General features: G+C 46.5%; 1 tRNA gene. It reads right to left on the minus strand.

Annotation, left to right across the window (positions count from 1 at the left end):
• Nucleotides 1-81: 81 nt before the first annotated feature.
• A tRNA-Ala gene (locus AB4407_RS20870) sits at nt 82-157 on the minus strand.
• Between the last annotated feature and the right edge of the window lie 43 nt (nt 158-200).

Below are 200 nucleotides of genomic sequence, written 5' to 3' on the forward strand. Positions count from 1 at the left end.
CAACTGAGCTAATCGCCCATAAAGTTTCCTTTTGTCTTCACTTTTTAAAAGTGAAAATAAAAGCCATTCTTATGGAAGGAATGGTGGAGCTATGCGGGATCGAACCGCAGACCTCCTGCGTGCAAGGCAGGCGCTCTCCCAGCTGAGCTATAGCCCCATATTTTTATTTCCTTGGAAGGAAATGGTGGGTCGTGCAGGAT

This window comes from Vibrio sp. 10N.261.46.E11, from assembly GCF_041472735.1.
Taxonomy (GTDB): Bacteria; Pseudomonadota; Gammaproteobacteria; order Enterobacterales; family Vibrionaceae; genus Vibrio.